The organism is Methanogenium organophilum, from assembly GCF_026684035.1.
Taxonomy (GTDB): Archaea; Halobacteriota; Methanomicrobia; order Methanomicrobiales; family Methanomicrobiaceae; genus Methanogenium; species Methanogenium organophilum.
This window is the reverse complement of sequence record NZ_CP113361.1, coordinates 175184-201293: the sequence shown is the minus strand read 5'-3', so window position 1 is coordinate 201293 and position 26110 is coordinate 175184. Positions and strand designations below refer to the sequence as shown.

The following is a 26110-nucleotide window of genomic DNA, read 5'->3' as shown; positions in this document are numbered from 1 at the left end:
CAGACATACAGAAAATATTGGTCACAGCGTTCTGAGTGTGATGAAGTGCAGGGGGATGGAATGCCCTCCGCCCTTTGCCCCGGTTGCCGTTAAATGTGACACAGGAGAGGGTCATTTTCGAATAAAACATCATGGGAAGAGCCTTCAGAGCTGTTCAACATCGTCTGCAAGGGCTTTAATACGCCTGAGAATATTGTCCGGTAGTTTCCCGGAAGCAGATGCAATACGTTCCTCAATCGTAATCACTGTTGTGCCTCTGACCCGGTTGTCCGCATGTGCAACAATCTTCTCTTCCGGTGTCTTTGGGACACAGTCAATCGGTTTCAGCCCCTCTGCCCTGCACTCCTCTGCGGTGAGTCCTGCGCCAATGTGGCACTCTACAATGCGTGCCACCTCCTCAGGAAGGCCATACCTCCGGCAGATATCTGCACCCACCTGTCCATGGGCAAGGGAATGGGTCTCTGATCTGCCGATGTCATGGAGAGCTGCACCCCAGGAGACAAGCTCCCTATCCACCGGGCGTGATTCTGCATACCGGCAGGCAAGGTCATGTACCACATGGCAATGGGCGATCACATTATCGGGACAACCAGCCCTGCGGAGAAATAAAAATGGGTCTTCTGCCGGAAGCATCAGACTTTGCCCAGTGTAGTCTTCATCGCAGCAACGCGCTTTTTGAGTACATTGAGAAGGAGTTCATTGTCATAATGTTCCATGTGGGTCCCGCACCGGCAGTTGAACTCGAGTGCAAGGGCGTCATTGAACGTATATACAATACCGCAATTGTTACAGATGTAGAAGTCATTTTCGTCTTCGTACCGTTCCCGTGAGGATAGTTTCTCTAGTGCATCCTCCATATCGTCGGTGAGGGCATCGTTCAGGTTATCCAGCCTGAGTTTCCACTTGTAGGTGAGCCACCCGGTCTCCTGATTTTTCTCCCGCCGGTATTGGGCGAGACGTTTTCCGTAAAGTGTATATAATGTATTTCTGACCGAGTTGAGGTTAATTTCTGTCTCCTCAGCCAGTTCCTCGTCCGTTTTTTCAATAGTACGGTCAAAGTTTTCCAGAAGGGTCAGCCCTTCTTCTCCCACCATACGGATAAGATATGCACGAACCGCTGGATTTTCCAGAATGTCTGTCTCCTCTACCATCTGCTCATATATCTGTGTACTTTGGTAATAGTCTTATCCAAGGAAGCGAGTGCTTCGTCCTCATCTGCTCCACGCCCGTAGACGCTGAGAACTGCGTTCCCTTCTTCAATCTCTGTTCCAACCCATGGTATGTCTGCAATATCCGGATGGAGTGATTTCAGGTCGTCAGCGACCACACAGTCATGATCCGCAAAGATGATGGAGCGCAGGGCAGTCATGGCGGGTTCCGGCCGTTCGGCAGGAAGGATGCCGCGGGCCGCATTCCGGTGCAGTTCAAAGATATTTACGCCGGTGCTCATCTCGACGATATCAAGCGTTGCCTGGAAACGCGGGTTGATTTCAATGGTGCGGATGCCGTCGTCCGTCAGCATGAAGTCAATCCCGAGCGATCCGATACACCCGCTTTTCGCGGCAATATCCTCTGCAAGGCTAAGGATCTGATCACGCTCTTCCGGCAGGAAGGGAGTCAGCGCTCCTGCAAACCCGAACCTGCGCTCTCCCACTCCGCCACGGTTAAACTGGCGGTTGAGGCTGAGTGCCCGTGCAGACGTGCCGTCGGCGATGCAGGAGACACTGCATGGGATGCCTTCCACCGGCATCTGGCGGATGTAGGGGGTATCCGGCCAGCATTCTCTCCATGCCGCCTCGTCGTTCGGTGTCATGGCAAGGGTATTGCGCCAGCCACCCGCACCGGTGTCCGGTTTGATAAACGCAGGGTACACTTCTTCAGGAAGAAAAGACGGCACCGGGAACTCATGTTCTTCAAAGAACTGTTGGATGCCGGTCTTTGTGCAGAACCGTGCCGCAATCTCTGAAGGTGTGCCGCAGAACGTTTTTCCGAGGTCCATATCCTCGGCCCCGGAAGTCGTGACAATACAGTCAAAGGTATGCCGGGAACAGAAGTCTTCAATGAGGTCGGGGAATTCAGCAAGTTCCTCAAAGGTCTGCTGCTCTTTTGTATACCAGGTGAGATCCTGATCACAGAAATGGTCAATGGCGCAGACTTCATACCCTGCAGCATATGCTGACCGGACCACATGGCGGGTGGCAAATCCCGCAACGAGGACCCGGCCCCTCAATTCTCGAACCTCTTGCCGCGTTCTGTAGGGATGATCTTCATCTCTGCATCCGGATATTCACGGTTCAGCTCGCCTCCGTCAAAGAGTCGGTCCATAATGAGCGCGAGGCTTGAGATCTCCGAGTGGGGCTGGGTGGTAACCGAGATGTTGTAGTCTGCAAGATCATAGATGTCTGAGGGAACCTTTTCTGCACCGACGACCACAAGCACCTTTTCATGCTCTTTTATTTCGTCGACCGCATCGGTCATCCGCAGACCGTACATTGTCAGGTGAACGACAATCCCGCCTTCGTCTTTCCATTCACGGATAACCTTCTTCCATGAGGCATTATTCTCGACAAAGAAGTCTCCGCCCCAGCGGTTGGCTACATCCGTTACCGACCGGCGCACGCCTTCGTCGTTTGCTGCAAGGTACATGCCTTTTGCTCCCAGCGCCCGTGCGGTGAGGGCCACATGGGTTGTTACCCGCTGATCCCGCTCCGGCCGGTGCCCCAGTCGCAGGACTCGTACATCAGATACCATTATTCGTCTTCACTCTCCTTATGGACCTTAATTACACCGTTTTCCATGTATATGGGCGAGTCGTTCATTACCCGTTCCAGTTCTGCGGCGATGAGTATTTCCTGAATGGATTTAACCGCGCAGGTGTCTCCCGTTCGTGAAATCAGTTTGTATTTCTGCAGTCGTTCCAGTGAATCTTCTGCAACCTCTTTCGCGGTGCATGCCATCGTGCATACTTCATCCACGGTTATTTCGGATTTTTCTGCGATAATATGGTATATCTGCCAATCTCTCTCTTCTGCTCGCACATTGAAAGGTTACCCGGATGCGGGCATATAGTTTTTTACCATTTCGTGGTGCACAACAACAGAAGAGTGATTATTATGTGCCGGGCAGGTGGAATATGACCGATTATTTTGAACTGGCGAAACTTGCAGACAGGATACTTGCAATTAGTGACGATGATGCGGCAGAACTGGCAGCCATCCTTGATGATGTCGACGAAGATGTGAGAAACGAACTGTTGGTATCAGATTTTCTGAATGCCTATCAGGTATTCTGGTATTTCTACCGGTACGAACCTGAGATTCTTGCTGCAGAACGCCTCATGCTCTCGTCTGCATCGTCGCTCTCCCGTGGTGTGCTCATTGAGGAACGCGATCTCTTCCAGATTCTGTTCCGTATCACAGATTCTGTTCCTGAGATGCTGGTCTCAGACGGGGAGGATGTGCTGATGGTCTTCAGGGGCAGGAGCGCGTACCGGGATGCAGCCGAATGGGCGGATAGCAACTGATCCCGTTATCTGCCTGCAGTAATCAGGCTGCTATCAACCTCTGCTCTGGTTATGTCGGGGAGGGTGCCCCATTGGCAGAGGGTGTCACCTGCAATCACACAGATACCGCAGACTTCCCTGAGGTCACGCGCCTGAAAAAAACTATCCGAGCATTCGGTAAAGTCATTGCAGAGCGATGTCGCCCAGGCGTCGGCGAGTGATACATTCCGGGAAAAGACGGTTACCGCATCGGCAGTTCCGAATGAGACGGACGGGCCAACGGTGGCTGACGAGGTGCATATACCCAGAATGGTGTCCTGTGGCGGAATGCGGAAGGCATAATTTCCGGAGAAGGGCGAGTGGCCTGCATGAATGCCGATCGTTACATTCCGGTCTGCAATAAGGGCAATGTCGCCACCATTGTCAATCACGGCAAATGTGGCACCCGCATCCCGCATGGCTTCCACGCCATACCAGGCGATTGTGCCTGCGACTGCCGCCATCGGGCCTACTCCTGCTGGTTCCGATGCAGCAACCATCCGCGCGGCTATCGGGGAGGATACCGGGAACGGGTATGGATCATAGGTTGATTTAAAAAAGGGGTCCCGGAGTATTTCACGTTCCAGATCACTCCGAACGTCCACCATGGCCTCTTTGGCTGTGGCGATATATTTCTCTTCATCAGCGAGGATGGTGGTTATGGTTGTCCGGTACTGGAAATGTTCCCGGATCATGGGAGCAGTGAGAGTGCCTGATGTGGGCAGGCATCCACACATTTACCACAGAGGACACACTTTGAACCGTCAATACAAAGCGTCCACGTCTCATCAAAGGAGAGAACATCCTGCGGGCAGACACTGATACATGCACCGCAGTTTACGCACTCTGATTCATCACGGATAACAGAATCCTCCATTTCCTTCACCCGTGCGCCTGCCTTCTCCATCGCATCCGAGATGACCTTCGCATCCTCGTCAGGGATGTCGATTAAAACCTCGCCTTCGTTTGATTCGATAAAGGCCCGTTCAACATTGATCAGCACACCGGTATCTTTTACGGTCTGTGCAATGAGGGGCTGTTTGCCCCCTTTCCGGGAGAATGTAACCAGTAGTTTCATTTTTTCCACCCCCGTTCAAAGAGTTTGCCCAGATCGATTGCCGAGAGAATTCCTACCAGTTTGCCGTTTTCATCCACAACCGGGAGGGCACTGATATTGTTTTTCTCCAGTTTGTAGGTGGCTACATCCACTGCTTCTGTCGGCGATGTGTATACCACATGTTTTGTCATTATGTCACTCACCGTCTCTCCCTTCCCGTTGGATGCAACCGCCTTTGAGATGTCAAAGGTGGTGACAATACCGACCAGCCTGTTCGTTTTGTCAAGAACCGGGAGATGGTTGGTCTCTCCTCTGAGCAGCCGTTTTGCCGCTGTCTGGATCTTCTCATCTTCGCTGATGGTGACAAGGCTTGTGTTCATGATGTCGCGAACCTGGGGTGCACGTGCCCGGTCGCGCATCGGACGTGAGGTTTTTTGCGTATCTATTCTGCGGGTGGGAAGAGCGAGCTGCATTTTTCCTCCCTCAATCCATGCCCTGAGTTCATCCGCGACTTCAAGCGCTTTTTTGTATGATGAGAGTGATGAGGTCTTTACCTCTTCGCCATTGAACTCGATGCTGCCGCTTTTCAGTTCGGCGTAGGTGACCTCACACAGATCGGGCCGGTTGCGGTTCGGGACGCCATAGTCTGCTATGGTGGTCTTAAGGTCTTCGTCCCGCACTGCCGTCCGGCGGACGATCTCTTCATCAAGGACAGGTATCGGGACGCCAAGGCCGACGTAGAGGGTGCTGTTGTAGCCCTTGAATGTGGCCGCCCGGAGGAAATCGGTGGACATTCTGGTCATGTCTCCGGTTGTCATCAGGGTGCCGAATCCATTGCCTGGCGATGCCTGAGTGCCTTCGCCGATGATCATGCCTTCTGCACCGCAGAGAAATATCGGGACGCCGCTGCCGATGATGCGCAGACCGGGATCATTGGGTATGGGGGAGAGGCATCCCGCACCGGAGTATGAAATATTTCCCGTATTTGGGAGCAGGGTGCCCATATAGGTGTAAAGGATCCGGTCAGTGGTGTTTGCTGCTGCCACATAGGACTGATAGGAGTTGCGTGGATTGACCATAGTTGCCTGGTTCATATCCTCAAGGGTCAGATCAATTTCCAGTCTCTTGCGTGGATAGCAGTCGGTTCCATTTGACTGTGCACGCAGCTGGACGGCATTTCCGGCTACAAGGTCTTCGAGCACATGGGCGCCGCCGTATGATATTCCCTGTGTTTCTGATTTTTGGGTGGCACCAAGGTAGGCGTCCACCGCAGCAATGCCTGCGTACGCCTCCACTTCATTCATCCACACCTTCTCCATCCTGATAGGGGGGTCTGCATGGCCGAAATTAAAGAAGGCACCGGAGGAGCACATGGCACCGAACGTGCCGGTTGTCACCACATCAACTTCCCTGAGTGCGCCCTCCACACCCAGCTCATCAACTATGTCCGGCATCTGGTCTGCCCTGACTGCACGGGCATTACCATCACGGATGCGGGTGTTGATGAGATCAATGGTCTTTTGCATGCACAATTATATGATATCGTGCATAATTAATGCTTGCATTAATTACTGTTGGTAATTATGGTGTCTTCTCAACGGTATTCTTCCCTCAACACCCGACCGGCAATCCATACATTTATTCCCGGTTGTTCCTCTACGTATTTGCTATGCAGATTGCTGATTTTATTGCAATGCTTGAAGAGATTGCACCGCCGGAGCTTGCAGAGGAGTTTGATGGTGGCAGAATCGGCCATATTATCGAAGGGCATGAGGACGTGACTACCGTGTGCTGTGCACTTGATGCGACACTCCGTGTGGTTCGGGCTGCGGTTGCAGAAGGGGCTGATATGCTTGTCGTGCATCACACTCCCATTTGGGATCCCCTGACTCGCATCGGGGGAGAATCCGGGCGAATAATTGGGACCGCCCTCGCCGGAGGACTGAATGTCTATGTGATGCACACCAATTTTGACCACGCGCCGGGAGGCATCAATGATGCACTGGCAGAAACACTGCATCTCACCGGAGTGAAACCCCTCTCTCTTGGTGTTATCGGCACCCTCACCCATTCCCTCGATGAAGTGGCAGAGATTCTGGGTGCGCCCCTCCGTGTATACGGGGATGTGCATGTGCCCTGCCGCCTTGCTGTTGGCGGGGGTTCCTGTTTTTCTGCAGATCTGATCCGTGAGGCAGAGGGAGAGGGTGCAGAAGCATTTCTCTCAGCTGAACTGAAGCACAGCGTTATGCGTTCTTCGGGTATCTCCCTTATTGAATCCACACATTATGCTACCGAAGCACCGGGGATGCGTATGTTTGCAGAACGGATGGGATGGACCTTTATTGAGGATATTCCTGCACTGGTGCAGTATTGATGGGGGAAAGGGACGCAGAAGAGGTGATCGCGGAGGTGTGCCGTCTCTATGGCGAAAAAGGCGAGAAGGCGGTTCGTGCCGCACGAAACGGGCACGTTATTCAGTATCATGACTTCTGCGTGGTGATTGGCACGACAGACACCTATGTCGTTGATGAAGGGTTCTGCACCTGCGGCGACTTTATGTACCGGGAATCCCAGTGTTGGCATATTCTTGCATTCCGTACGGCCAAAGCGCTTGGAATGATTGTACAGCGTGACGAATGGTATATGGATCTGCTCTGAAAAACCGGGAGAAACAAACACTATATGAAATCACATGGCGATTATTATAATCAGGATATTGTGATTACCCATGCTCGAGGAAGAATATCAGCTTGAATATTTCAGAGAGAACGGTCTGGTCAGAAAAATATGTAAGGCCTGCGGTTCAGCGTTCTGGACACGGGACCCTGAGCGTGAATACTGTGGTGATGCACCCTGTGAACCCTATTCATTTATTGGCAATCCCATATTCTCTCCCCACACGATTGATGAGATGCGTGAAGCATATCTCAGCTTTTTTGAACAGAACGGTCATACCCGGATCGAGCGTTATCCGGTGGCTGCCCGCTGGCGTGACGACATCTATCTGACAATCGCATCCATTGCAGATTTTCAGCCATTTGTGACCAATGGAGAGGTGCCGCCGCCTGCAAATCCACTGACGATATCCCAGCCCTGTATCCGGCTCAATGATCTTGACTCCGTGGGGAGATCGGGCCGTCATCTGACTACCTTTGAGATGATGGCGCATCATGCGTTCAATACAGACGAGGACGAGAAATACTGGAAAGATGATACCATTCGTCTCTGTGACGGTTTCCTCGAATCAATCGGCGCAGACCTGAAGCGGGTGACCTACAAGGAACACCCGTGGATTGGCGGCGGCAATGCCGGACCCAGTGTGGAGGTCCTAATCGGCGGGCTTGAAGTGGCAACCCTTGTCTTTATGAGCCTGACGAAGCGCGACAATGGCCGCGAACCGGTCGATATGGAAGGCGTCCCTTATTACCCGATGGACCTGCGGATCGTTGATACCGGATATGGTCTGGAACGGCTGGTATGGGCATCACAGGGTAGTCCTACGGTCTATGACGCGGTTTTCCCCGAACTGGTCAGTCGCCTGATGGAGTCTTCTGACCTGGCTTACCTCCTCGACAATTCTGAATTTACGCGCATTCTCTCTCTCAACGCGAAGTATGCCGGTCTGATGGACATCACCGGTTCCAACCTCTATGAGATGCGCAAGACGGTAGCAGAGAATATTGGTGTGCCATACCAGAAACTGCAGGACATGATCGCTCCTATCGAGCGTGTCTATGCGATTGCTGACCACACCCGCTGCCTTGCCTATATGCTTGGTGACTGTATCGTGCCGTCCAATGCACAGGAGGGCTATCTGGCCCGTCTTGTGCTCAGGCGTACGCTGCGGATGATGAATGAGATTGGCATGGAGGAGAGCCTTGCCGACCTCATTTTGTATCAGATGGAGAAGATCGGCCTTGACTCCTTTGAACAGGACATCAGTGTCGTACGGGAGATCATCAGAAATGAGGAGGAAAAATATGCGATCACGATGGAACGTGGCGGCAGAATTGTCCAGAAAGCAGCAAAATTCTATAAAGATAAGGACCTGCCCATTCCTCTGGATGAACTGATCACTCTCTATGACTCGCATGGCATCCCTCCTGAGATTGTGAGGGACATTGCACAGGAAGAGGGTGCGGGTGTGGACCTGCCGGATAACTTCTACTCCCTGATTGCAGACGTTCATTCAGAATCTGAAGACTCCGGGAATGCCGAAGATCCCTATGATGCAATCCGTGAGAGACTTGAGACGCTGCCTGCAACAAAGATGCTCTACTATGACCTTCCGCAGGCGTATGATTTCGATGCGATTGTTCTGGACCAGATTGACGAGTATCTGGTGCTTGACCAGACGCTCTTCTACCCGGAGGGCGGCGGTCAGCCCGCAGATGTCGGCAAAATTGTTTCGGAAGAGGGGATCGGCAAGGTTGACCATGTGGTAAAGATTGGTGACATCATTTTGCACCATGTAACCGGCGACTCCTTTAAACGTGGCGAACATGTAAAAGGAGCGGTTAATGAAGAGCGCAGGAAGACGATGATGCGGCACCACACCGCAACCCATGTTCTGCTGCATGCCGCAAAAGAGGTGCTTGGCCCGCATATTCACCAGGCCGGTGCCCAGAAAGGGGTTGAGAGTTCACGTCTTGACATCCGTCATTTCCGTCACATTTCAGGAATTGAACTGAAACAGATTGAGGATGCTGCAAATCGTCTGGTGCTTAATGATATCCCGGTGCATGTCGACTGGGAAGACCGTACCACAGCGGAGCAGAAATACGGCTTTGACCTCTATCAGGGGGGTGTACCTCCCGGTGCACGCATCCGTGTGGTGCGGGTGGCAGGTGATGTGCAGGCATGCGCCGGTACGCACTGCCGTAGTACTGGTCAGATTGGGTCTGTACGGATCATGCGTCTTGAGCATGTGCAGGACGGTATTGAACGTCTGGAGTTCTCCGCTGGTATGGCTGCGGTTGCATACAACCAGTGGGTGGAGGGGCTCGTTGACTCTTCAGTTGCGACCCTTAGTGTCCAGCGCGAGAACCTCCCCACATCGGTTGACCGGTTCTTCACGGAATGGAAGGAGCAGAGAAAGGAGATTGAACGCCTGCAGAAGAAGATCGCTGAACTGGAGATCGCAAGTATTCCGGTGGAGGACATTGCAGGTGTTAGTGTCACTGTGCATGCCGTTACCGCCTCCCCAAAGGAGGTTGTCTCAATGGCGACAGCGTACGCAAATGAAGGGGGCGTTGCTCTTCTTGTGGGTACCGGGGAGCGTGTGCATGTTGCCGTCGCATCCGGTGTCGCACAGGTGAACGCGGGTGAGATTGTGCGTCATGTATGTGGCATCCTCGGCGGAAAAGGAGGCGGGAAACCGTCTCTTGCACAGGGCAGCGGGGCCTCTGCGGAGTCTCTTGACGAGGCACTGGCTGCCGGGCGTCAGATGATTGTTGACCAATTGAACAAAAATGAATAACTGAATAAGTGAGCAGCTGAAATGACAGACGATGGTGTGCTTGTCCTTGAGCCCGGTGACGAACGGGCAAAGAAGATTGGAAAGGCGATGGCCAGCAATACGGCAAATGACGTCCTTTCCGCTCTCTCAGACGATGAGCTCACGCTATCGGAGTTATCCGAACGGCTTGGTCAGCCGATCACGACCCTGAAATACCAGATTGAAAATCTACTGGATGCAGGTCTTGTTGAGATTGTGCGCACCCGGTACAGTGAGAAAGGGCGGGTAGTGAAGGTCTACGGGGTGCGCCAGCAGGTTGTCATCATGTCTCCCGGAAAAGCGGACCTCCGCTCGGTGCTTCTGAAATACGCGTCCCTCTTCGCACTGATCATCTGTGCAACGCTTGTGCTTCTTGCGATGGCGCCCACCTTTGGTTTCCAGGCTGACGGGGGTTTGTTGAGCGGGGCAGTGCCTTCTTCTGACGATGTGCAGATGGTGGTTTATTCAGCTGAAGAGGTGGACGCCACCGGCGCAAACGCAGAGAAAGCCAGTGTATTACGTGTTGCAGCCCCGGTTCCCGCGCCAATGGCGCCTGGTGAAGGCTATCTGCCTCCCGGTCCGGCTCCGAATGTCCTTGCGATAGCATTCTTCATGGGTGGGTTTGTGGTGATCTTCCTCATGCTTCTCCTGGAACTGGTTGCGATGTATCGCAGACAATAATATTCTCTGCTTTTTTCTGTTTTTTGTCAGTTTGTGGTCAGTTTTTTGCAGGTATCTGCAGGTGTACGTATGGTCTCTTCCCGCGTATGTTGTCAAAGAGAGGGGGGGTTTCCTGTTCCTGGTGATGGGGTGTTCAGGTTCCCCACAGTCAGGGGGTTCCCCCCGAGAGCCCCCTTAGGGAAGCGCCCTGTACGGAATTGGGTGTGGAATTGGAAATCGTCTCAAATGTGTAACCCTGTGGTGTTATGCAGGATAGCAGAAATCCGGAAAAAATTATGGAAAAATTGAAAGAAATTGAAAGAAATTGAAAGAAATTGAAAGAAATATATCCTGCTCTTCACAGCAGGGAAATAAAGTTCTTCAGGATGGCGAGTCCGGTATCTCCGCTCTTTTCCGGGTGAAACTGCACGCCGTATACATTTCCGTTCCATATTGAGGATGCAAATCGGCAGATATAGTCGGTTGTCGTGAGGGTGTGCTCCGCACCGGTTTTTGCATAGAAGGAGTGGACAAAGTAAACATAACTCTCCTGCGGAATGCCATCAAAGAGAGGGGAGGGCTGTTCGGTGTGGATCGTATTCCATCCCATATGCGGGATCTTCATGCCGGGGGTCTTAACAAATGGGAGGACTTCTCCGGGGACGAGTCCCAACCCTTCGTGCAGGCCGAATTCTGTGCTCTTTTCGAGAAGCATCTGCATCCCAAGGCAGATGCCCAGAACCGGCCGGTCTTCCGCATAGCGGCAGAGCGCCTCACGCAGAATTCCCAGTTTGTCCATTCCTTCTGAAAAAGCGCCGACGCCGGGGAGGACAACCCCGTCACATCCCATCATCACTGTGGTATCCTTTGTGATGACCGGTGTGACCCCTGCCTTCTCCATCCCGCGGCTGACGCTCCGGAGGTTTCCTATTCCGTAATCAAGTATAGCTACTTTCGTCGTCATCCTCAGTGTCTCCCCGTTTGCGCCAGAGCGCTTTCTCCACCCAGATGTCTGGAAGCGCATGCTCTTCTTTGTATTGATTCAGTGCGTCTTCCCAGCGCTGCCACTCCTCCGGGTAGTCCTTCATGATCAGCCGGAACGTTGCCCAGTCGGACGACGGGCACATGAAACATCCGATCCGGTCGATACGCTTTGAATACAGGACATTATACGGGGCATTCTCGCGGAAGATGTAGAGCCATACATGGAGTGCCGTCCAGTGCTGAATGGGTGATGCCGACAGCTGGGAAGGAATATTGTGGCTTTGCCAGACACGCGGACTCTTCATCCGCTTATATGATTCGTATTTCCGCTGGCCGATGAATGAGAGGCATTCACCCCATGTCTCTTCAATCAGTTTCTTTATCGGCTGGAGCTTGCACACCTTACAGCACCAGCGTGCATCGACTGCGGGCGGGCCCTGCCGCTCCATCTCGTCCCAGAACTCTGATGCCATATCCGTCCGAAGCACCTCAAGGCCGTAATGGTCTGCCACCTGCTCTACATTTTCGTAGGTCTCTTTAAATTCAAGGCCGGTATCGGCAAAGAGGAGGGGGAGGGGGCCTGCCGCTTTTAGTACCACGAGGAGTGTTGCAAGACTGTCTTTTCCGCCGGAGTAGGAGACATTTGCGGGCATTGGATTTCTCTCCATCGTGCGCTTGACAAAGGTGATCGCCTCATCCTCGACACCGTCAAGAATCCGTTCATTCGCTGTGAGCACATCATCCCACGTCTTTTCTGACGGCACACAGGTGACCGGTTTGTTCTTCCGCGTGCGCGCGATGGTGCCGCGTTCCATGGTCTGTGCCTCCTCTGCGGAGACTTTTGCCCGCCCGACGCCGATACAGCGTCCGTCAGGGATCAGGATGAACACTTCGTCACCCGTTTCAACATGCTCTTCAATGGAGATGAGTCCGGGTGCGAGGACTGATGCCCCTTTGGTCCGTATGGAGGGTTCTGCACCGGGGTCCACCACGACATACCGCATCGAGGGTGTCATATAGTTGGCGGCAGCGGCCCTGGGCATCGCTTCCCAGCGTTCCTCGTCCGGGTAGAACCGGACGGCACCGACAACAGCGCCGCCCATGATGATCTCTTCCATCCGGTCGATGTCAGGCACCTTGTTAAGGATGGCGACATGCCCTTTTGGTATCAGTTCTGCACCAAAATGTTCGCGGTATACGGCGTTTATATGGGCAATGTCGTCGTCAAAAGCCGGCCGGATGTCGCCGGGAGGGGTGAGTGCCACTTCCCGTGTCTGCGTACCGCAGCTGCACTTTTTTCCGAGCACTGGTGTCCCACAGGTATCACACCAGTGCAGGTGGTTTTTTCCGAGATATGATCGGCGCATTCCTCAAACATTTCTTCTGTGTGATAAAAAAAGGGCGTGTTTCTGCATCCCATGCCTGACATAATTCAAAAGTGTTAATCTTAGCGGATAGCAAAATGTACTGCGAATCTGTGTGGTTAACTGGTAATTTTATGAATATCTCTCTTTCCGGGAATTTTAGATCGAAAAATCCCCCCCTGCATACTGGGTGACAGTGCCTTGGAGTGTTGGTTCTCTATGATTCGGTATATTTTGACATTTATCTGTGCGTTCTGCACGTATCTGGTGCTGACAGCCGGGTCCGGTGACATCTGGCTCTGGTCAGCATTTGAGATAGTCGCGGGCGGTATCATTGCGCTCGTCGTCTCTGCGGCATCGGCAAAATGGTTCTGTTCCGGTGACGACTATCGTATGGCGCATCCACTCCGGTGGGTGCTCCTTGGTCTGTATCTCTGTATTCCCTTCTTCCTGGAACTCATCCGGGCAAACATCGATGTGGCAATACGGATAATTACCGGGAAAATTTCTCCCGGCATCGTAAAGGTCAATCCCGGCATCAAGAGCGGGTTCGGTCAGCTTCTTTTTGCAAATTCCATTACCCTGACACCGGGTACGCTGACCCTTGAATCGAATGAGAAGACCGGTGACTTCTATATTCACATGCTCGCTGTCCCCAGCGAAATGGTGAAGCAGAAAACTGCCGATGCTGCAGGTCTCTTCTCATTCTTTAAGATTCATGAATGGGTCCGGAGGATCGCGGAATGACCGATATCTGGGTTGTGACATTAGGTCTTCTTCTCCTTTTTGTCATTCTCGCAATGGTGCGTCTCTGGTTGGGCCCGACCGCACCGGACCGTGTGGTGGCGCTTGATGCGGTGAACACGATTACGGTCTGCGGGATCATCGTCTTTGGTGTCGCGTTCAACGAGACGGTCTATGTCGATGTGGCCATCGTTTATGCACTCCTCTCCTTTGTAGGCACACTCTGGCTTGCGAAGTATATCGGAGGTGACCTCTGATATGGCAGCAGATCTTCTGGTGACTATCTTCTTAGGTCTCGGGCTTCTTGCAGCAGGCCTCGGTGTGGTGGGCATCCTGCGGTTCCCTGACGTGTATACCCGCCTGCATGCGGAGACGAAGATGACGACCTGCGGTGCAATATTCATCTGTATCGCCGTCATCATCACCGAAGCCGGTGTGTATCTCACAACCGGTGACGTGCAGTATGCAGTCCTCGGGCTGCACACCGTGCTTGCGCTTGCGGCGCTCATCTTTACGAATGCAATCGGTGCCCATGCCATCGGGCGTGCAGCATACCGGTCCGGTGTCCGACCTGATCCTGCCGTGGTGGACCGGCTGAAAGGAGTTGATATGGATGATTGAACTCGCGGTTCACATCCTGCTCCTTGCAGGGCTGGTCATATCGGCATGCATGATCTGGTATCTGGACGACCTGATCTCTGCAGCGATCGCCTTCGGTGCCTTCAGTTTCCTCCTTTCTCTGGAGTTCCTGATGCTGCAGGCGCCTGATGTTGCCATCGCAGAAGCCGGTATCGGTGCGGGCCTCACGACAGCAATCTTTGTTATTGCCATCCGCGGCACGGACAAAAAAGACGGGGGTGCGTCTGAATGAAGAACGCTCTGCAGTATGGTGTTCTCATCGTCTGTGCAGTGGCCTTCCTCATGGCAGGCCTTGGCCTCTCCTTTGGAACACCTGCCTACACGGACATGGATGACTACATGCTTGCCCACGGGCAGGAGGAGACCGGCAGCAACAATATTGTGACCGGTGTGGTCTTCGACTACCGTGGGTTCGATACGCTCGGTGAGGCAACAGTGCTCTTCACCGTTGTCTTAGGCGCGGGGCTTGTCTTCCGCCGTCTGGGCAAAAAGGAGGATGAATATGAATATGAGTAATCTCGTCCGGTCAGGGGCGAATATCCTGATGCCGTTCATTTTGGTATACGGCTTTTATATCGTTGTGCACGGGCACCTGACACCCGGCGGTGGATTCCAGGGCGGTGCGGTCATTGCAACCGCAGTCGTCCTCCTGATGGTCGCTTACTCGTATGAGAATGTGCGGGCATCCGTCTCAAAACATGTTCTCAAAAACAGTGAAACGGCGGGTCTGCTCCTCTTTATCGGGACGGCGCTTCTTGCGCTCACTGCAGGCCTGGCGTTCTTCGGCAACTGGCTGCTTGACGCAGGCACGATCTTTGCGACCCCGGTCGCCTTTGGGATCAATCCCGGCGACATCAATACGGGCGGAATCATTCCGGTCCTGAATATCGCGGTGGGCATTGAGGTCCTCGGTGCGATGGGGCTCCTCCTCCTTGCAATGCTCGGGGGTCTGAAGGGTGATGCAGAATGATTGAGAATGTTCCGTTCTTCTGTGCGGGCCTTCTGGTCATCATCGGCCTCGTGGTCATTGTCACCAAAAAAGATCTTATCAAGATGGTGATGGGCCTTGCACTGGTTGAGGCAGGAGTGAATCTGCTTCTCGTCGCAACCGGCTACATATCCGGCGGAGTGGCGCCGATCTTTACGAACGCACCCTCGACTGATATGGTGATGCCGACCGTGCAGGCAATGACCCTGACAAACATCGTCATCGGCATTGCGACAACGGCACTTCTGCTCTCGTTTGTTCTGGTAATCTACAAAAAATACGGGACACGCGATGTCACCGAAATGCGGAGGCTCAAAGAATGATGGACTTCATCATCGCAAACGCCCCGGCACTCCTCATCGCACTCCCGATGTTAGGCGCCTTCGCCCTGCCACTCGTGGGCAGACTGGGCGATTCCGCCCGCACCGGGTGGGTCCTTGGTGTGGGGCTCATCACCTTTGTGATTGCCGCACTCCTTGCATGGACGGTCCTCTCCGGCGGGCCGGTGCTCTATACCTTCGGTGCGGCGTCTCCTGCGGATGCTCTTCCGGCTGATTCCGGCGGCATCCCCATCCGCATCGTCTTCACCGTGGATGCGATGAGTGCCTTCATGGCGGTCTTCGCCTCGTTTGTGGGCTTTATCACCTGCCTGTATTCGGTTGCAAGCGAACGCCGTTCCTCAGGGAAGGACGGCTACTATGCCCTGATGCTCCTCCTCTTGGTGGGTATCCTTGGCATGGTCTGCACGGGTGATCTCTTCAACTTCTTTGTATTCCTTGAGATCAACTCCCTTGCGGGTGCGGCGCTTGTCGCATACCGGATTGACAAGGGCGTCTCGGTCGAGGCGGGCCTGAAGTATGGGTTCCTCTCAACCCTCGCGGGCCTGATGGTCCTCTACGCGATTGCCCTTCTCTACGGGCAGTATGACTCGCTCAATATGGCCGTCATCGCCTCACGGATGAGCTACACGATGCTCGACAAGGTGGCCCTCGCCCTCTTTGTGGCAGGTCTTGCCCTCAAGGCGGGCGCAGTACCTCTGCACTTCTGGACACCGGACGCCTACTCGATGGCCCCCGGTGCGGTGACTGCATTTCTGGTGGTTGCCAGTCAGGCGGGCCTTTACGGGCTCTTCCGTATCCTCTTCAGTGTCTACGGGCTGACGCTCAGCTATGTCACTGTAGGATGGGCAGTCATCATCCTCGGTGTGCTCTCGATGTTCGTCGGTGTCACGATGGCCATCCCGCAGAAGGATGTGAAACGGCTGATGGCATATCACGCGGTATCCCAGTCCGGCTACATGCTCCTCGGTGTGGGTGTGGGCCTGGTCGTCCTCGGTGACGCCGCTGCAATGGACGCTTTTGGCCGGACGGCAATGGAGGGCGGCATCTTTCACATCGTGAACCATGCGATGTATAAGGGCCTCCTCTTCCTGACGGCAGGAGCAATATTCCTGCAGACGGGCACGAGGAACCTCAACAAGATGGGCGGACTTGGCCACTCGATGAAGTGGACGATGCTCTTCTTTATCATCGGTGCCCTTGCGATTGCAGGCATTCCGCCGTTCAACGGGTTTGCCTCCAAACTGATGATCTATGAATCGGTCTTTGCGTTCAGCCCGGTGATTGCGGTCATCGCGATGGTCGTCTCCATTCTGACCCTTGCCTCGTTTGTGAAGGTCTTCCATGCGATATTCATGGGGCCGGAGCAGCCGCGGCATGCAGACGCCGGGGAAGTGCCCAAACCGATGCTTGCTGCAATGGCGGTGCTTGCGCTCCTGACGATTCTCATGGGTGTCTTCCCGGAACAGATTGTAACGACAGTGATTGCTCCTGCCGCAGATGCCCTCATTGATCAGAGTGCGTATGTGGCCACCGTATTCGGAGGGATCTGATGATAGCAGAGACATTATACACCGGATTCGGGGCATGGAACCCTGTTATATGGCTCGTCGCATTTGTGGTGGCGCTGCTTCTTGCATGGGCCATCCAGCGGCTCGGTGAACCGGATATTCCGGGAGATGGCGAATCCGGCAAGTCATATATCTCCGGAAACGACGAACCGTCACCGGAAGATGGCCATATCGGCGGTTCAAACCTCTACTGGGGTTTCACCGAGGCAATGAAAGGTTATTATGCACGGGTTATTCCCCTGCATACCGGGTGCCTCACGGACTATGTGCTCTGGTTTTTGGGCACATTTGCCCTCCTCTTCATCTTTATCGGGGTGATCTGAGATGCGTCTGTCACCATCATTCAACCGGTCGCTCTGGGTATTCCATTTCAACTCAGGGTCATGTAACGGATGTGATATCGAGATTGTGGCGGCGTTAACGCCACGGTATGATCCCGAGCGCTTCGGGATAAAACTCGTCGGTTCTCCCCGGCACGCGGATGTGCTCCTGGTGACAGGCCCGGTTGTCCATGATATGGCTGATCGCCTGCGCAGGGTGTATGCCCAGATGCCGAACCCGAAGGTTGTTATGTGCATCGGTTCATGCGGCCAGTCCGGCGGGGTCTTCTTTGACTCCTATAATCTGGACGGCCCGGTGGGCGATGTCATTCCGGTGGATATCTATGTGCCGGGCTGTGCGCCACGCCCGGAGGCAATAATCGATGGGGTTGTGAAAGCAATCGCCAAACTTGAAAGCCTGGAGGCAAAACAATGACACGACAGGCACTCTCAGCGGAACAGATAGCTGTTATCCTACAGAAAAACGGTCCGAAGAGCATTCATGATGTCCGGACGGAAGTTTGGGCTGAAGGTCTGAAAAAGACCACAGTGGCGAGTATCTGGCTGCGGACAACACCAGCGGACCTCGTTGCAACACTGGAGACCGTCATTGACATCGACTACCCGCATCTTGCGGTGGTCTCAGGCGTGGACACTGGTGACGCCGTTGAACTGCTCTACCATATGCAGGTATTTTACGGCATTCGTGGTGCAGAGGTGAACATCACGATCGCGGTTCCTGTCCCGAAGAAGAACCTCGTTGTGCCGACCATCTCCCACCTGATTCCGGGTGCGGTTTACACCGAACGCGAAAAACAGGAGATGCTGGGCGTAACCGTCGCAGGTATTCCTGACCCGCGTGGTCTCTTCCTCCCTGCCGATTTCCCCGAAGGGGTCTACCCGTGGCGGAAGGATGAGACTGGCATCACGGAAGATATGGTGAACCACCTCTGGGCATCCGGTAGACCAGGAGACCGTCCCGCTCCGCCGGTGAAACCGAAGGAGAAGAAGGTCCGGAAACCGAAGGAACCGGCGACTGAGAATGCTGCCTCAAAGGAGACGATTCCTGCAGAGTCCCCGGCATCTGAACCCGCCCCTGCACCTGCACCGGATGCACCTGATATAGCCGATGTTCCTGAACCGGAGGTGAACACGAATGGCGAATAAACCTGTGTACAATATCCCCATCGGGCCAATCCATCCTGCCTTTAAAGAGCCGATTCTCTTCACCTTTGATATTCAGGGTGAGCAGATCAAAGGCGTTGATTTTGCCCCCGGAAAGACGCACCGTGCGATCGAATGGATGGGCATGCGCAGAAACCCTGTACAGATTGCCCATCTCTGCGACCGCATCTGCGGTATCTGTGGCGTGTCCCATACGCTTGCCTTCTCGCGTGCAATTGAGCAGATCGCAGAGATTGAAGTGCCGGAACGGGCGCACTACGTGAGAAGCATCATTGCTGAATTCGAGCGTATCCAGTCGCACCTGCTCTGGGCGGGTGTTGCCGCCCACGAACTGGGATTTGACACCCTCTTCCACCTCGCATGGCGGGTCCGCGAAGAGGCGATGGACGTCATCGAGTACCTCACCGGCAACCGGGTGAACTATGGCATCGTCCAGGTGGGCGGTGTGCGCCGTGACTTCACGGAGGACCAGTTCCCCCGCATCGAACAGGCCCTGCAGACCTATGAAGGGCTGGTGAACAAACTGGTGACCCTCTTTTTGGAGGACACCACGATCAAACTGCGCAGCATGAACTGCGGAGTGCTTTCCGAACGTGACGCCCTTGAACTCTGCACGGTGGGGCCGACTGCCCGTGCATCCGGCCTCGCGCTGGATGTCCGTTCAGACGCTCCCTATGCGGCGTACGGCGACATCGAAGTGAAACCCGTCCTACCGGATGTCTACAGCGACGGGATTCACGGCGATGTGTATGACCGGATCGTGGTCCGCCTCTTTGAAGTGGTGGAGTCCATCCGCATCGTCCGGGAACTCATGGACCAGATGCCTGTGGGGCCGGTTCTCTGGGAGACGAAGTACGCGAAGATCCTTGCCACCTGCAAGAAAGCAGAGGGTGAGGCTATCGGCCGGGTGGAGGCGCCCCGTGGTGAGTGCTTCCACTACGTCCGGATGAATCGGTCTGAAGCGCCTGAAGCATGGAAAGTAAAGGCATCCACCTATTCCAACCAGATGTCGTGGCTCAATATCCTGCAGGGCGAACAGATTGCAGATATTCCCATCATCGTCGCATCCATTGACCCGTGCATGTCCTGCACCGACCGTGTCTCGGTCATCCGTGACGGCCGGCAGGATGTGATGACGGGAGAAGCGCTGCACCGCCTCTCGGTGGAGAAGACACGGAGGCTGCAGGAATGATCGGAATGGTTCCGATAACGGCGGTTATCGGGTGTATTGGTATCGCCGTCTATGGCATCCTCTTCGGGCTGGTTCTGCAGGGCGTTGACCGAAAGTGTGCGGCACGGATGCAGGCACGTTACGGCCCGCCCCTGCACCAGCCGTTTATTGATATCGCAAAACTGTTCTGCAAGGACAATATCATCCCGAAGAATGCGGTGACGTCGGTCTTCAACGCGGCTCCCGTCATTGCGCTTGCGGCATCGGTGACGATTCTCCTCTACCTGCCCATCGGCAGCATTGCGCCGGTCCTCGGCGGATGGGGCGATATTATCCTTGTCCTCTATCTCCTGACTGTGCCCGGTCTTGCGATGGTCGCAGGCGGTCTTGCATCCGGCTCCCCGTATGCAACAGTCGGTTCCCAGCGTGAGATGGTCACGATGATTGCCTATGAGATGCCGCTTGCAATTGCAGTCATCGCGATTGCATGGCGGCTCTACGCGGCAGGCGTCACTGACCCCTTCTCGCTGGTGACCATCGCCCAGACACCGGTATGGAGTATCGTGGGCATCCCCGGTATCATTGGCATGCTGCTTCTGATGGTTGCGATGGCCTGGGTTACGCCCGCTGAACTCTCGCGGGTGCCCTGCGATACCCCGGAAGCAGAGACAGAACTCTGCGGCGGAATTCTTGTAGAGTATTCCGGGAAAAATCTCGCCCTCTTTACGCTCTCAGGCGCTGTAAAGACTGTTGCGATGGCAACGCTTGCGGTGGTGCTCTTTCTGCCGTGGAACATCACCTGGTTTGTTCCCCTCGCAGGTGCAGCCGGTATCATCGCGGATCTGGTGTTCTTTGCGGTGAAGGTGCTTCTGGTGGTGTTCTTCTCAGTCTCCCTGATACGGGTGGGCATGGCCCGCTTCCGCATCAATCATCTGGTGACCTTTTACTGGGGATACATCACCCTCATCGGGTTTGCCGGCATGATTCTCCTCGTTCTTGATGCTATGCTTGGCATGGGGGTCGTCGCATGAACCTTCCTGCATTCCCTGAAGTGCTCCGTCAGTTCCTGAAGAAACCGGCAACAAACCTCTTCCCGGCCCGCTATCTCCCGAAGAGCATCACCGGTTATCTGGAGAAGGTCGCTGCAGGAGAGGCAGAGATCACACCGCCTGTCCCCGTGCCGGAGAACTTCCGGGGGAAGATTACCTATGACCGTGATGCATGCATCGGGTGCAAACTCTGTATCCGTGTCTGCCCGGCAAACGCGATCGAATTTATCCCGGAGACAAAGACGGTGCGTATCTTCGTCACCCAGTGCATCTTCTGTTCCCAGTGCAATGACGCCTGCCCGGTGTCATGCATGCACATGAGTGACGAGTTCATGGTGGCGGATACGGACCGCTACGCAGAAAACCTGATTATTGAGTAATCATACATTACTCTCATCAGTTCTTTTTTATGTGTTCAGCTCATTTCTGGAGAGTACTCAGTGCCGGTGACGCATGCCGCCGGTATCGGGAGAGAGAATGGATATTTTTATTCAGACGGTGCTGATTCTTGGGCTGACCGGAACTATTGCCGGACTTGGAGCAGGTATTCTTGGCGTCGGCGGCGGGTTTGTGATGGTCCCGGTGCAGTACTGGGTTTTAGCCGATTTGCTTGGGACCGACCCTACACTTGCCACCCGCGTAGCCTTTGCAACGAGCCTTGCGGTTGTCCTGCCAACGGCGATCGCCACCTCGTCCGGGCATTCAAAAAAGGGGGCGGTGGCGTGGGACGCGGTGAAGCTGATGTGTGTTCCCGGCTTTTTTGCGGCCATCGCCGGGGCATACGTGGCCACATCAGTGCACGGCGACTGGCTGCGATATCTCTTCGGTGCCCTGCTCCTCGGTGCGGCTGTCAAGATGGCACTGAAACCGGCGTATGCTGTGGATGATGAGCGTGACACTGCGGTCCGTCTGTTCATCATTGCAGGAGCCCTCTTCGGGTTTCTCTCCGGGCTTTTGGGGATCGGCGGCGGTTACCTGATCGTGCTCTTTCTGACCCTCGTATCCGGATATGAGATACACCGGGCGGTTGGGACATCCACAGCGTTCCTGATCTTTGCCTCTGCAGGCGGGGTGCTTGCGTATATCATATTCGGGTGGGGGGTGACCGGCATTCCCGCCCCTTCGCTCGGGTATGTAGACCTCCACCAGTGGGTAATCCTTGTGGTGACCTCCATCCCCGCGTCCTTTGTCGGCGTCAGCCTCTCGCACAGCATATCCGCACGCAATCTCGAGTGGCTCTTTGTCGGGCTGCTTCTTTTGAGCAGCCTGAAGATGTTCGGGGTGTTCTAGGGAAGCTGTCAGCGGAACCCAACGAAATAAATGATGGCAATGATAAGGAGGGCGAGGAGTATCCATGCGAGGGGCTGGCGTTTCTTTTCATACTCCTGCACTTCCTCGCGGTACTCCGCCTGCAGTTTGCGCTCCTCTTCGGGTGCCTTGTCATTGTCATATTCTACAACAAACGCCCCCGAATAGCCGCATTTTTTGCAGCGGTAGTAGTTGCCGCCATATCCTCCGGCAACAGCGTAGATCTCTTTGCTGTTGCATCGCGGGCATCGTATCATGCAGTTGTTCACCTATGTCCTGTTTATTCTTCCTGTTTTGGGATGTATTCTGGAATCTGTGCTTCTTTTCCATTGCAGAGCATCTCTGCCACCTCTTCTCCCCCGCGGATGACGGGGGCTGATACAACATCTGTGAAGGTAACCGGCCCTGGCTGGATACCGATGAGAAGTATCTCCGGCATCTCCGGCATGTTCTCCCGCAGGTATCCGATGATATGCGTGAGAGGGAGGGAGTGTGTGTCAAATCCAGCCTGTCCGACTGAATCGGGAAGGATTTTCCGGAATTCTCCGGGAGTAAGGCGCATGTCTGCAGCATCGACAATGACAAGCAGGCGTGGCTGCATCTTTCTGACCACTCCGGTAAAGTTCTCCGGCGCAGTCCCGCAGTCTTCCGCGTGCCAGCCGGGGCAGTTTTTTATGCGCTCTGCCATCCACGGGCCGATACCGTCATCGCCCAGCATCGTATTTCCGACTCCAAGGAGCAATTTCACACCAGTATGTGGGAGGCGATATGGCATAATGGGATCAATTCAAAGGGTAGTCAAATGGGATTGACCGCAACTGATTATAGATTCGGAAAGAAACCTCTGAATGGATGACACGAAGAGGCATTACAGGCATCCTTATAGCAGTAGCATTTTTCATCGCAGCTGGTATTCCCGCTGTGTCCGCTGAAGATGTTTCTGTGGATACGGTTGCCGTTGAGAAGATCGATCTCTACAACCTGGCCGTGGATGAAGCAGGAGCCGGAAATTATTCTACAGCGATGGAGCATATCGACGCTGCACTGGCAATTGACGGGAACTTCACCCTTGCCTGGGTGACGAAGGCGGGCATCAGTTCGGCACAGGGCGATTATGCAGGTGCACTCACAGCAGGTAAGGCAGCAATCGCACTGAACCAGAACCAGACGGAGGCATGGGTGGTCAGCGCTGATGCCCTTGTGAACCTCGGGCGCTATGATGAGGCGGTTGTCGCAGCAGATAAGGCAATCGCACTGAACCCGGACATGATTGAAGCCTATATTATCCAGGGAACCGCCTACGGGCAGATGGGCGAGTACGAAAAGGAGATCGCGGTTTCACAAAAGGCGCTTGAGATCAACCCGGACGATGTCCGTGCACAGGGAAACCTTCACTTTGCACAGGCGAATGTTGGGGATGCGGTAACTCCTTCAGAACCGACAGAGGCACCGTTCCCGGCGGCAGGCGCCGTTCTTGGTGCAGGCGTGCTGTTCCTCATGTCCCGGCGCTGGTATCGGTAATCCCTTGGAATTCCTTCTCTTTTTTTGAATTTTCTATTATTCGGCTCTATATATTGATTCGAAGGAAATCGAGCGTGCTTAGATATTCACAATGGTCGGATGGTTATCAGAAACGGGAGTCTGGCTTATCCTTTTTTTGTCGGGTCAAATGTTGCGGATGAAAAATATGTTGAATACTGGTCAGTATTGCCCGCGGTACTTATGTAATCTGTAATGTGGGCCCTAATTTTCAACAGGGGTTTGGGCTCAACAACTTCCTGCTGTCGCTGGAAATAATGGACGTGGAGTATGGGCGGTTAATTGTTCAGTTTTCCAGACATATGCTAACGTGTAAACGATTGGGCCATAAGACGTTAATTAAGCGACGTCAAAAGTCATGCACGTAGCATCAGGAAGATATTGCACGGGGCTCACCGAACAGATCAGAAATGGTTGAACCCCACGCGTGCCCGGAGGCAGGATTGTGTTGGCATTATCATTACGTGAAAGCTTCGCCGTTTTGCCTTCTGGAATGTGATAATGGAGGAAAAAATGAAAACAAAAGCCGAAATGCGGGCCTTGAGCCTGTTGATGGTAGTAGTGCTTTTCGGAGCGATCTTTGTTCCGATGGTAAGTGCTGATGTGGACAATTTTATCGAAAACCCCTCATCCGCGGGCGATATCATAGATATTAATGTAACATTAGAGAGGAGTTCATTCATTTATGATGAAGAAGGAAAAAGAATGAGTGATGAAAAAATTTCCCAAATGATAGAAAAAATGCCGACGGTAACGTACTTGGATGGAATGGAATTAAAAAAGAGCGAAAAAATTGCTGAGATACTTAGTCAGTTACATAAATATCGTTCTCTGGGGAAAAAAGAATGTGTAGATGTTTTTTCAATGATTCAACATGAACAGGCAGATTCGGGAATCAGAATAAATAATTATCACTATAACGGAGTTAACGGAAACAATCACCTCGGAAATATGGAAGTGTCATCAGGTGGAACAGCATATCAGTATTTGACATCTCATATTGGTCAGGATATCAGTGGAATAGCGACCTGGATAGAGGTGGGGGTGACAAAGCAATCTCCTGCGGTTGGAGGAAATCCTTCAGAATTCGTAGTTTTCACCTATGATAGCACTATGCCGGAAGATGAAAAATATATTGCTCATCAAAACTTCACAAGTGACATGAGGAATTATAATTTTGAGATATATATCAGTACTTCACAAACATCTGAAGGGTATCCATATATGATTTCATGGCAAGGTACCGTTATTCGAACAGGTCACCTGCCGTTTTGTTATGGTGATTTAGATGAAAACCATGAATATTTTGCATTAAATGGTAATTTATTCACTCCTGTCTCAGAGTCATATTTTTGTGATTCATATGTATACAGCAGCTATAATTGCAATTCTTTATGGTGGAACGAAAATCTTCCGGATAGTACGGTTCCCCATTTGACGAGTTGCTCAGCAGGAGCTCCCGAATTATTGAATAATGTACCATGGTGGTCACATGCATATCAGGTGAAATCATGGATAGCATGAAAAAGATTGTTGCTGGTTTTCTGATTATCACTTTTTTTTGTGGGATGTTGGTCGGATATTTCATGGTACCGTATAATGATTTACCCAAAACAGATTGGCCAACTGAATGCCCGGAAGAGATTACATTCCAGATAGCATATGAGGTCGCCCTGCATAATCCCGAAGTTGTTGAATTAATTAGCAATAAAAGCATCCGAACTGTAACAGTATCAAAATTGTATGATAATTACCGGGATATGAATTATACTCAGATTGTTTTCCAGCCACAGGATCCAAATCCGGATGATCGTATGACTGGTTCGAAGATCATTGTTCTGATTAACGATTCGTGTATGGTGTATTCCGCTTATGAAACATATCCGTCATATATTCCGGGTTAGTGCGATGAAAATTCTGTAGAAATGAATTATTTCTGCATTGTTAAATTTGGACGCATGATTGCTCCTGCGCCCCCTTCTTATTCACATTTCGTGAAAATATACCAATCCAACATTCTATTATGAATCCTTTCATTTATTCGTTAACAGGCCGTAGTTCATGCATTGTCTGGCGCTGAATTCGGAAAATGTGAGCCGTTATCTATCGATATCCCCGATGGTACAATCTCTGATGCTACAGTGTTTTTCTTCGA

Annotated in this window: 35 protein-coding genes; 23 read left to right on the top strand and 12 right to left on the bottom strand. The window is 53.2% G+C overall.

Annotated features, from left to right (window positions below; genetic code table 11):
- Nucleotides 1–144: 144 nt before the first annotated feature.
- From OU421_RS01060 to OU421_RS01040, 5 genes are read right to left on the bottom strand one after another with little or no spacing between them, the layout of a single operon-like run.
- Nucleotides 145–633, bottom strand: coding sequence for an HDIG domain-containing metalloprotein (locus OU421_RS01060; RefSeq protein WP_268186726.1), 489 nt, complete (start codon nt 631–633; stop codon nt 145–147).
- Nucleotides 633–1151: a transcription factor gene (locus OU421_RS01055; protein WP_268186725.1), complete on the bottom strand. Its 519-nt coding sequence runs from the start codon at nt 1149–1151 to the stop codon at nt 633–635. The genes OU421_RS01060 and OU421_RS01055 overlap by 1 nt, the downstream gene beginning before the upstream one ends.
- A complete protein-coding gene (locus tag OU421_RS01050; protein ID WP_268186724.1) occupies nt 1145–2230 on the bottom strand; it encodes an ATP-grasp domain-containing protein in 1086 nt (361 codons plus the stop codon). Before OU421_RS01050 ends, OU421_RS01055 begins: the two co-directional genes overlap by 7 nt.
- Nucleotides 2227–2751 (bottom strand): tRNA (cytidine(56)-2'-O)-methyltransferase, encoded by a 525-nt coding sequence (locus tag OU421_RS01045; RefSeq protein ID WP_268186723.1) that lies wholly within the window; start codon nt 2749–2751, stop codon nt 2227–2229. Before OU421_RS01045 ends, OU421_RS01050 begins: the two co-directional genes overlap by 4 nt.
- Entirely contained in the window at nt 2751–3038 is a 288-nt protein-coding gene (locus OU421_RS01040) for a hypothetical protein (protein WP_268186722.1), read from the bottom strand. The genes OU421_RS01045 and OU421_RS01040 overlap by 1 nt, the downstream gene beginning before the upstream one ends.
- Before the next feature lie 95 nt (nt 3039–3133).
- On the opposite strand from OU421_RS01040, the gene OU421_RS01035 reads away from it, so the two are divergent.
- The gene (locus tag OU421_RS01035; protein WP_268186721.1) at nt 3134–3523 is read left to right on the top strand and encodes a hypothetical protein; all 390 of its coding nucleotides are present in this window, start codon (nt 3134–3136) and stop codon (nt 3521–3523) included.
- Nucleotides 3524–3528: 5 nt separating this feature from the next.
- Here OU421_RS01035 and OU421_RS01030 read toward each other — a convergent pair whose 3' ends face one another.
- The 3 genes from OU421_RS01030 to OU421_RS01020 are packed head-to-tail and all read right to left on the bottom strand — an operon-like array spanning nt 3529 to nt 6124.
- A complete protein-coding gene (locus OU421_RS01030; RefSeq protein WP_326493513.1) occupies nt 3529–4278 on the bottom strand; it encodes a UPF0280 family protein in 750 nt (249 codons plus the stop codon).
- Nucleotides 4233–4619, bottom strand: a complete 387-nt coding sequence (locus OU421_RS01025) for a 4Fe-4S binding protein (protein ID WP_268186720.1) — start codon at nt 4617–4619, stop codon at nt 4233–4235. The genes OU421_RS01030 and OU421_RS01025 overlap by 46 nt, the downstream gene beginning before the upstream one ends.
- The gene (locus tag OU421_RS01020) at nt 4616–6124 is read right to left on the bottom strand and encodes a homocysteine biosynthesis protein (protein ID WP_268186719.1); all 1509 of its coding nucleotides are present in this window, start codon (nt 6122–6124) and stop codon (nt 4616–4618) included. The genes OU421_RS01025 and OU421_RS01020 overlap by 4 nt, the downstream gene beginning before the upstream one ends.
- 143 nt (nt 6125–6267) lie before the next feature.
- On the opposite strand from OU421_RS01020, the gene OU421_RS01015 reads away from it, so the two are divergent.
- The 4 genes from OU421_RS01015 (at nt 6268) to OU421_RS01000 (ending at nt 10776) form a co-directional block, all read left to right on the top strand.
- Nucleotides 6268–6972 (top strand): Nif3-like dinuclear metal center hexameric protein, encoded by a 705-nt coding sequence (locus tag OU421_RS01015; protein ID WP_268186718.1) that lies wholly within the window; start codon nt 6268–6270, stop codon nt 6970–6972.
- Nucleotides 6972–7256 carry an SWIM zinc finger family protein gene (locus OU421_RS01010; RefSeq protein ID WP_268186717.1) on the top strand — a complete coding sequence of 95 codons (285 nt, stop codon included), beginning with the start codon at nt 6972–6974 and terminating at the stop codon, nt 7254–7256. Before OU421_RS01015 ends, OU421_RS01010 begins: the two co-directional genes overlap by 1 nt.
- Before the next feature lie 70 nt (nt 7257–7326).
- Nucleotides 7327–10077, top strand: a complete 2751-nt coding sequence (alaS, locus tag OU421_RS01005; RefSeq protein WP_268186716.1) for an alanine--tRNA ligase — start codon at nt 7327–7329, stop codon at nt 10075–10077.
- 21 nt (nt 10078–10098) lie between these two features.
- Nucleotides 10099–10776 (top strand): ArsR/SmtB family transcription factor, encoded by a 678-nt coding sequence (locus tag OU421_RS01000; protein WP_268186715.1) that lies wholly within the window; start codon nt 10099–10101, stop codon nt 10774–10776.
- A gap of 337 nt (nt 10777–11113) precedes the next feature.
- On the opposite strand, the gene hisH is transcribed toward OU421_RS01000, so the two are convergent.
- On the bottom strand, nt 11114–11719 hold the full coding sequence (gene hisH, locus OU421_RS00995) for an imidazole glycerol phosphate synthase subunit HisH (RefSeq protein WP_268186714.1): 606 nt from the start codon (nt 11717–11719) through the stop codon (nt 11114–11116).
- Entirely contained in the window at nt 11694–13106 is a 1413-nt protein-coding gene (locus OU421_RS00990; RefSeq protein ID WP_268186713.1) for a phosphoadenosine phosphosulfate reductase domain-containing protein, read from the bottom strand. The genes hisH and OU421_RS00990 overlap by 26 nt, the downstream gene beginning before the upstream one ends.
- Before the next feature lie 216 nt (nt 13107–13322).
- Here OU421_RS00990 and OU421_RS00985 point away from each other — a divergent pair, with 216 nt between their 5' ends.
- The 15 genes from OU421_RS00985 to OU421_RS00915 all read left to right on the top strand — a co-directional run bounded on the left by OU421_RS00985 (nt 13323) and on the right by OU421_RS00915 (nt 22398).
- Nucleotides 13323–13850: a Na+/H+ antiporter subunit E gene (locus OU421_RS00985; protein WP_268186712.1), complete on the top strand. Its 528-nt coding sequence runs from the start codon at nt 13323–13325 to the stop codon at nt 13848–13850.
- Complete coding sequence (locus OU421_RS00980; protein ID WP_268186711.1) at nt 13847–14104, top strand: cation:proton antiporter; 258 nt, start codon at nt 13847–13849, stop codon at nt 14102–14104. Before OU421_RS00985 ends, OU421_RS00980 begins: the two co-directional genes overlap by 4 nt.
- Nucleotide 14105: 1 nt before the next feature.
- Nucleotides 14106–14468: a monovalent cation/H(+) antiporter subunit G gene (gene mnhG, locus OU421_RS00975; RefSeq protein WP_268186710.1), complete on the top strand. Its 363-nt coding sequence runs from the start codon at nt 14106–14108 to the stop codon at nt 14466–14468.
- On the top strand, nt 14461–14718 hold the full coding sequence (locus OU421_RS00970) for a hydrogenase subunit MbhD domain-containing protein (RefSeq protein WP_268186708.1): 258 nt from the start codon (nt 14461–14463) through the stop codon (nt 14716–14718). Before mnhG ends, OU421_RS00970 begins: the two co-directional genes overlap by 8 nt.
- A complete protein-coding gene (gene mbhE, locus OU421_RS00965; protein ID WP_268186707.1) occupies nt 14715–15002 on the top strand; it encodes a hydrogen gas-evolving membrane-bound hydrogenase subunit E in 288 nt (95 codons plus the stop codon). Before OU421_RS00970 ends, mbhE begins: the two co-directional genes overlap by 4 nt.
- Nucleotides 14989–15456 carry an MnhB domain-containing protein gene (locus OU421_RS00960; RefSeq protein WP_268186706.1) on the top strand — a complete coding sequence of 156 codons (468 nt, stop codon included), beginning with the start codon at nt 14989–14991 and terminating at the stop codon, nt 15454–15456. The genes mbhE and OU421_RS00960 overlap by 14 nt, the downstream gene beginning before the upstream one ends.
- Nucleotides 15453–15797: a sodium:proton antiporter gene (locus OU421_RS00955; protein WP_268186705.1), complete on the top strand. Its 345-nt coding sequence runs from the start codon at nt 15453–15455 to the stop codon at nt 15795–15797. Before OU421_RS00960 ends, OU421_RS00955 begins: the two co-directional genes overlap by 4 nt.
- On the top strand, nt 15794–17365 hold the full coding sequence (locus tag OU421_RS00950; RefSeq protein ID WP_326493512.1) for a proton-conducting transporter transmembrane domain-containing protein: 1572 nt from the start codon (nt 15794–15796) through the stop codon (nt 17363–17365). Before OU421_RS00955 ends, OU421_RS00950 begins: the two co-directional genes overlap by 4 nt.
- Nucleotides 17365–17706: a hydrogenase gene (locus tag OU421_RS00945; protein ID WP_268186704.1), complete on the top strand. Its 342-nt coding sequence runs from the start codon at nt 17365–17367 to the stop codon at nt 17704–17706. The genes OU421_RS00950 and OU421_RS00945 overlap by 1 nt, the downstream gene beginning before the upstream one ends.
- A gap of 1 nt (nt 17707) precedes the next feature.
- Nucleotides 17708–18139 carry an NADH-quinone oxidoreductase subunit B family protein gene (locus OU421_RS00940; protein WP_268186703.1) on the top strand — a complete coding sequence of 144 codons (432 nt, stop codon included), beginning with the start codon at nt 17708–17710 and terminating at the stop codon, nt 18137–18139.
- Complete coding sequence (locus tag OU421_RS00935; RefSeq protein ID WP_268186702.1) at nt 18136–18870, top strand: NADH-quinone oxidoreductase subunit C; 735 nt, start codon at nt 18136–18138, stop codon at nt 18868–18870. The genes OU421_RS00940 and OU421_RS00935 overlap by 4 nt, the downstream gene beginning before the upstream one ends.
- A complete protein-coding gene (locus OU421_RS00930) occupies nt 18860–20080 on the top strand; it encodes a hydrogenase large subunit (RefSeq protein ID WP_268186701.1) in 1221 nt (406 codons plus the stop codon). The genes OU421_RS00935 and OU421_RS00930 overlap by 11 nt, the downstream gene beginning before the upstream one ends.
- Entirely contained in the window at nt 20077–21090 is a 1014-nt protein-coding gene (locus OU421_RS00925) for a respiratory chain complex I subunit 1 family protein (protein ID WP_268186699.1), read from the top strand. Before OU421_RS00930 ends, OU421_RS00925 begins: the two co-directional genes overlap by 4 nt.
- Nucleotides 21087–21488: a 4Fe-4S dicluster domain-containing protein gene (locus OU421_RS00920; RefSeq protein ID WP_268186698.1), complete on the top strand. Its 402-nt coding sequence runs from the start codon at nt 21087–21089 to the stop codon at nt 21486–21488. Before OU421_RS00925 ends, OU421_RS00920 begins: the two co-directional genes overlap by 4 nt.
- 97 nt (nt 21489–21585) lie before the next feature.
- Nucleotides 21586–22398 carry a sulfite exporter TauE/SafE family protein gene (locus OU421_RS00915; protein ID WP_268186697.1) on the top strand — a complete coding sequence of 271 codons (813 nt, stop codon included), beginning with the start codon at nt 21586–21588 and terminating at the stop codon, nt 22396–22398.
- Between the two features lie 8 nt (nt 22399–22406).
- On the opposite strand, the gene OU421_RS00910 is transcribed toward OU421_RS00915, so the two are convergent.
- Both OU421_RS00910 and OU421_RS00905 read right to left on the bottom strand, forming a co-directional pair.
- Nucleotides 22407–22673: a hypothetical protein gene (locus OU421_RS00910; RefSeq protein WP_268186696.1), complete on the bottom strand. Its 267-nt coding sequence runs from the start codon at nt 22671–22673 to the stop codon at nt 22407–22409.
- A gap of 23 nt (nt 22674–22696) precedes the next feature.
- Nucleotides 22697–23164 (bottom strand): hydrogenase 3 maturation endopeptidase HyCI, encoded by a 468-nt coding sequence (locus tag OU421_RS00905; RefSeq protein WP_268186695.1) that lies wholly within the window; start codon nt 23162–23164, stop codon nt 22697–22699.
- A 104-nt stretch (nt 23165–23268) separates the two neighbouring features.
- Between OU421_RS00905 and OU421_RS00900 the strand changes: the two genes are divergently transcribed.
- From OU421_RS00900 to OU421_RS00890, 3 genes are all read left to right on the top strand, one after another.
- Nucleotides 23269–23937: a tetratricopeptide repeat protein gene (locus OU421_RS00900; RefSeq protein ID WP_268186694.1), complete on the top strand. Its 669-nt coding sequence runs from the start codon at nt 23269–23271 to the stop codon at nt 23935–23937.
- A 531-nt stretch (nt 23938–24468) separates the two neighbouring features.
- Nucleotides 24469–25479: a hypothetical protein gene (locus OU421_RS00895; protein WP_268186693.1), complete on the top strand. Its 1011-nt coding sequence runs from the start codon at nt 24469–24471 to the stop codon at nt 25477–25479.
- Nucleotides 25476–25859: a hypothetical protein gene (locus OU421_RS00890; RefSeq protein ID WP_268186692.1), complete on the top strand. Its 384-nt coding sequence runs from the start codon at nt 25476–25478 to the stop codon at nt 25857–25859. The genes OU421_RS00895 and OU421_RS00890 overlap by 4 nt, the downstream gene beginning before the upstream one ends.
- Nucleotides 25860–26110: the final 251 nt, after the last annotated feature.